Annotated in this window: 5 protein-coding genes; 2 read left to right on the top strand and 3 right to left on the bottom strand. The window is 29.5% G+C overall.

What is annotated here, in order from left to right; translation table 11 throughout:
* Position 1 precedes the first annotated feature (1 nt).
* Positions 2-1,630 (bottom strand): alpha-amylase family glycosyl hydrolase, encoded by a 1,629-nt coding sequence (locus Q0U66_RS05460; RefSeq protein ID WP_297378424.1) that lies wholly within the window; start codon positions 1,628-1,630, stop codon positions 2-4.
* A gap of 9 nt (positions 1,631-1,639) precedes the next feature.
* Complete coding sequence (locus Q0U66_RS05455; protein WP_297378421.1) at positions 1,640-2,449, bottom strand: Cof-type HAD-IIB family hydrolase; 810 nt, start codon at positions 2,447-2,449, stop codon at positions 1,640-1,642.
* A 66-nt stretch (positions 2,450-2,515) separates the two neighbouring features.
* Here Q0U66_RS05455 and Q0U66_RS05450 point away from each other — a divergent pair, with 66 nt between their 5' ends.
* Both Q0U66_RS05450 and Q0U66_RS05445 read left to right on the top strand, forming a co-directional pair.
* Positions 2,516-2,866, top strand: coding sequence for a CidA/LrgA family protein (locus tag Q0U66_RS05450; protein ID WP_297378418.1), 351 nt, complete (start codon positions 2,516-2,518; stop codon positions 2,864-2,866).
* Complete coding sequence (locus Q0U66_RS05445; RefSeq protein WP_297378415.1) at positions 2,866-3,558, top strand: LrgB family protein; 693 nt, start codon at positions 2,866-2,868, stop codon at positions 3,556-3,558. Before Q0U66_RS05450 ends, Q0U66_RS05445 begins: the two co-directional genes overlap by 1 nt.
* Before the next feature lie 154 nt (positions 3,559-3,712).
* Here Q0U66_RS05445 and Q0U66_RS05440 read toward each other — a convergent pair whose 3' ends face one another.
* Positions 3,713-4,603 carry an ABC transporter ATP-binding protein gene (locus Q0U66_RS05440; protein WP_297378412.1) on the bottom strand — a complete coding sequence of 297 codons (891 nt, stop codon included), beginning with the start codon at positions 4,601-4,603 and terminating at the stop codon, positions 3,713-3,715.
* Between the last annotated feature and the right edge of the window lie 82 nt (positions 4,604-4,685).

Genomic DNA, 4,685 nt, shown 5'->3' with positions numbered 1-4,685 from the left:
ATTATTTTTTCTTATTTTTCTTTGTAAATAAAATGATTAAAACTGCCAACAATCCTAAAGTTATCAATATGTATAATTTATTTTGACCTATTATAGAATTATCACTTGTTTTTAAACTTTCAGCTATATCATCATCTGCTGCCATAATCATCGTTCCAGCTTTATTATTAGCTGGTATTTTAACTGTGATTTTATTATCCTTCTTATTAATTTTTCTATTGCCATAGACATCTATTAAATTGATATCTTTATCATCTATAGCAAATGTCAGTTCTTGGTCTTGGTCACTTGTATTTAAAGCAACATAAATATCTTTACCATTGTAAGATCTAGAAAATACTGATACCTTTTTATCTGCATATATAGTCTTCCTATCACCTTTAGCAAATACATCTGCATAAGCATTTCTAATAGATATTAATTTCTTGTAATGATCTAATATAGGGTTATTCTTTACTTTATCCCATTCAAAATCAGCCCTATTTTCACTATATATACCCTTACTAAAATCATCTTTTTGACCTGACATCCCAATTTCTTCACCATAATAGATTACAGGTTGTCCTTTAGCTGTCAATTGCAAGGATACTGCTGGTAAAAACTTATCTACATTTCCACCAAGTTTCATTTTCAAGAAACCATGTTCATCATGAGATGATAAGAATTGTCCCATTTGTTTTTCTTCACTTATTGCTTGGTTCCTTTTTATAAGTGATTTTTCTGAATCTTCTATCCTGCCATTTACATAATTTTTAGCTATATCCTTAAATTCAAAATCTAATAGGGAATCCATCATTTCAGGACTTAAATAACCACCATGGTTAAATACAGAAGCTCCAAAATTTTCACCAATCATTTTAAAATCTTTATCTTCTTCTAAAACTGCAGATTTAAAATCAATCCAAGTTTGATGGTCTACATGTTTAACAGTATCAACCCTAAAATAATCAATGCTATTTCCCTTATCAGTTTTTAATTTTTTTAACCAATCAACCTGCCATTTAATAATTTTATCTCTTACTTCCTTATCTTCTGTTTTAAAATCTGGTAAACCTGCAAGTTCAGATTCTATATCTCCGGAAGCACTTTCTTCCCTATGCATACCTGCAAAATCACCTTGATTTTTTGTACCATAGCCTGAATGATTTAAAACTACGTCTACCATAAGTTTTATATTATTTTCATGTAGAAGGTCAATTAACTCTTTTAAATCTTCTTCATTACCAAGATGGGAATCTAATTTAGTAAAGTCTTCAGCCCAATATCCATGGTAGCCATACTGCTTACCATTATCATTTTCCATCATATTTGTTTCTATGTTTTTGACTATAGGAGTGATCCATAAAGTTGTAATTCCTAATTCTTTTAGGTAATCAATTTTTTCAATAATACCTCTAAAGTCACCACCATGGTAGGCTTCTAAATGATCTTTGTCATAAGATCCATCGATATTATGAGGATTATTATTAGATTCATCCCCATCATAAAACCTATCTGTCAAAACCATATAGATAATTTCTTCATCCCAAGCTATTTCTTTATTTTCTTTTTCAGCAAATACATTTGCTCCACTATTAAAAATTAATAATATAGTTAATAAAAATATAGAAAGTTTTTTAATTAATTTCATGTGCAGTACCTATATTTCTATATCAAAGTATTCAATTATCTGATTTAATACACCATCTTCATTGTTTGTATATTTAGTTTTTTCAGCTATCTTATGGGCATTTTCGCTAGCTCTTGGCATAGAATAAGGGCGTCCTGCTAGTTCAAGCATTTCAAGGTCATTATCACCATCTCCAAAGGCCATTAGGTTTTCTGGCTTGTATCCCCACCTATCAAGTAAAAACTTCATTGCAGTGCCTTTATTAGTTCCCTTGTTAATTATATCTATATTACCATTACCTGATGTAACAGCTTGGATATAATCACCATGAGAAGCCATTAAATGATCTATAACTCCATAAGTCTCATCAACATCTATATTGAAGGTAAATTTTGTATAATTATCATCTCTTAATGGGAAGTATGAATCAACCAATTCTACCTTTTCATGGTAAAACATAAAATTCTTTTGGTAATTTGGATCCATATCTTTCAACATATAACCCGTTTTTTCAGCATCTAGTAGCATGTCTTGGTCATATCCCTTATCAGATAGATAATGGAGGATCATTTCTACTACCTCATTTGGCATGGATTCAACCCTTATTTTTTGATCATTTTCAAAAAATACTGACCCATTATCACCAACTATTGTGATTTTATCGCTATAATCTTCAAAAAAAGTTTTTATTTGATAGTATTGGTTACCACTTATAGCAACAAACTTTATATCATTTTCTTCAAAGTATTCAAATACCTTCTTAAATTTTTCTTTATTATATTTTTTATCATCAGATAAGAATGTACCATCCATATCTGTAGCAACAACTTTAATTTCCATAAAATTCCTTTCACTTTATTTTAAAAATAGGTTATTATAATCATATCATAAATTGAGGAGTTTATTATGAACTATATGAAACAATTCACTATAATATTCGCTATATCCTTTATTGGTGAATTATTAAATACAATTATAGATTTTCCAATACCTGCCAGTGTATATGGACTTATCATTTTGCTTTTATTGTTAATTACAAAAATTGTAAAGGTTGAAGATGTGAAAGAAACATCAACTTTTTTAATAAATAATATGTCAATAATGTTTGTAGGTCCAGCCATAAGCATCATAGCTGTATGGCCCCTATTCAAAGAAAATATACTTGCTTATTCCCTCGTGATCATGGTAAGTACAACAATTGTAATGATTGTTTCCGGAAAAATAACACAAACATTAACTAAGAAAAGAGATCAATAATGAAAGAAATAATTACATCAAATGTATTTTTTGGTATCAGCCTAACCTTTATAGCCTATAACATAGCACTGATAATAAAAAAGAAAACAAAATTAACTATATTAAACCCATTATTAGTTTCTATACTTTTAGTAATTGGAGTTTTGGTAATCGGAGATATAGACTATCAAAATTATACCAAAGGAAGCCAATATATATCATATTTATTAACGCCTACAACTGTATGTTTAGCTGTGCCACTATATGAAAATTTACATATATTAAAAACAGATTTTAAAGCGATTTCTGCAGGTATTATATCTGGTTTAATCACCTCAGCTATGACAGTACTACCTCTTGCTATACTTTTTAAGCTAAGCCATGAAAATTATGTATCTTTACTGCCAAAGTCAATCACATCAGCTATAGGAATGGTTTTAAGTAAACAGTTTGGCGGAATAGTTCCAATAACCATTATAATAATAATTTTAACCGGCATATTCGGTTCAATCATAAGTGATTATATATTCAAGATATTTAAAATCACAAGCCCTGTAGCCCAAGGTATAGCCCTTGGATCATCAGCCCATGCTATGGGCACCTCAAAGGCTTTTGAACTTGGTGAAAAACAAGGTGCTATTGCATCTCTATCACTTTCAGTAAGTGGAATATTAACAGCTCTAACAATATCTTTTTTTGCAGGTTTGTATTAATAGCATAAAAACTACCAGCCTAGCTGGTAGTTTTTATAGCGCTTATAAGGTGCAAATACCGGCACACTACTATTGGCGTTTATTGTTTCGTTAACTTACATTCACTCAACTCACTAAAGTGAACAACAAAATTGAAAATAAAATTTGGGAATAATTATTGTTGACGAATTTTAGCAATTTCTTCCGGGAACATTTCCATATATCTATCTTCAGTTCCCCTTTTCACTTTAGAAATGTCCAAATATTTAATTTGATTTTCATGTAATTTTGTTAAAAGTTCAAATATATCTTTTTCATGCAGATTCACTTTAAGTAAATTATCTTCTATTTTGTATTCAAATCCTTCAAGTATCTTTTCGAGATTGTCAGTAGTTTCCACATTAATCGCATAAATATTATCATTTGCAATTTCAATCTTTTCTTCAACAATTCTTCCATCTTTTAAGAACATAATATTATCTGTTATTAAATCAATCTCACTCAATGTATGTGATGAAATAAGTATAGTAGTTCCATTTTCTGTAAGTTCTTTTAGTAAATATCTTACTTTTATAACTGAAGTTGGATCAAGACCATTTAACGGCTCATCAAGTATCATAAGCTTCGGCTTGTTTAACATCGCCATTGCAATTAATAGCGATTGCTTCATACCAAGTGAATAATCTCCAACTTTTTTATGCACATAATGACCAATTTGCATTTTTTTTATTACTTCATCAACTCTTTCTTTAGGAAGTTTCTGTGCCGATTGTATAAATGTTAAATGATCATATCCTGATAAATATTCATATAAAACTCTATTGTCCTTTAAAAATGACACTTCATAGAAAATACTTGCATCGGTATTTTTCTTTCCAAGAACCTCAATCTCCCCAGAGGTCGGCTTTAAGAGATTAGATATAGTATTAAAAAGCGTAGTTTTTCCAGAACCATTTGGTCCAATTAAAGCATAAATACCAGGTTCTTCCAATAATAAATTAATACCTTTAAGCACTTCATGCTTTCCATAATTCTTTGTTAAATTTGTTACTTTTAAAATTGCCATGAATTACTCCTTAGATTTGTTCGTTCTTTTTAGCTATAATACCTCCTACGAACGCTATTAAAATTGATGATATAAAAAGCAC

The organism is uncultured Helcococcus sp. (assembly GCF_946998255.1).
GTDB lineage: Bacteria > Bacillota > Clostridia > Tissierellales > Peptoniphilaceae > Helcococcus.
This window is presented reverse-complemented; position numbering and strand designations above follow the sequence as displayed.

What these genes read in the sequence shown, in the direction of transcription:
- Q0U66_RS05460 (WP_297378424.1), bottom strand. Translation starts at nt 1,630, where the DNA reads ATGAAATTAATTAAAAAACTTTCTATATTTTTATTAACTATATTATTA.
- Q0U66_RS05455 (WP_297378421.1), bottom strand. Translation starts at nt 2,449, where the DNA reads ATGGAAATTAAAGTTGTTGCTACAGATATGGATGGTACATTCTTATCT.
- Q0U66_RS05450 (WP_297378418.1), top strand. Translation starts at nt 2,516, where the DNA reads ATGAACTATATGAAACAATTCACTATAATATTCGCTATATCCTTTATT.
- Q0U66_RS05445 (WP_297378415.1), top strand. Translation starts at nt 2,866, where the DNA reads ATGAAAGAAATAATTACATCAAATGTATTTTTTGGTATCAGCCTAACC.
- Q0U66_RS05440 (WP_297378412.1), bottom strand. Translation starts at nt 4,603, where the DNA reads ATGGCAATTTTAAAAGTAACAAATTTAACAAAGAATTATGGAAAGCAT.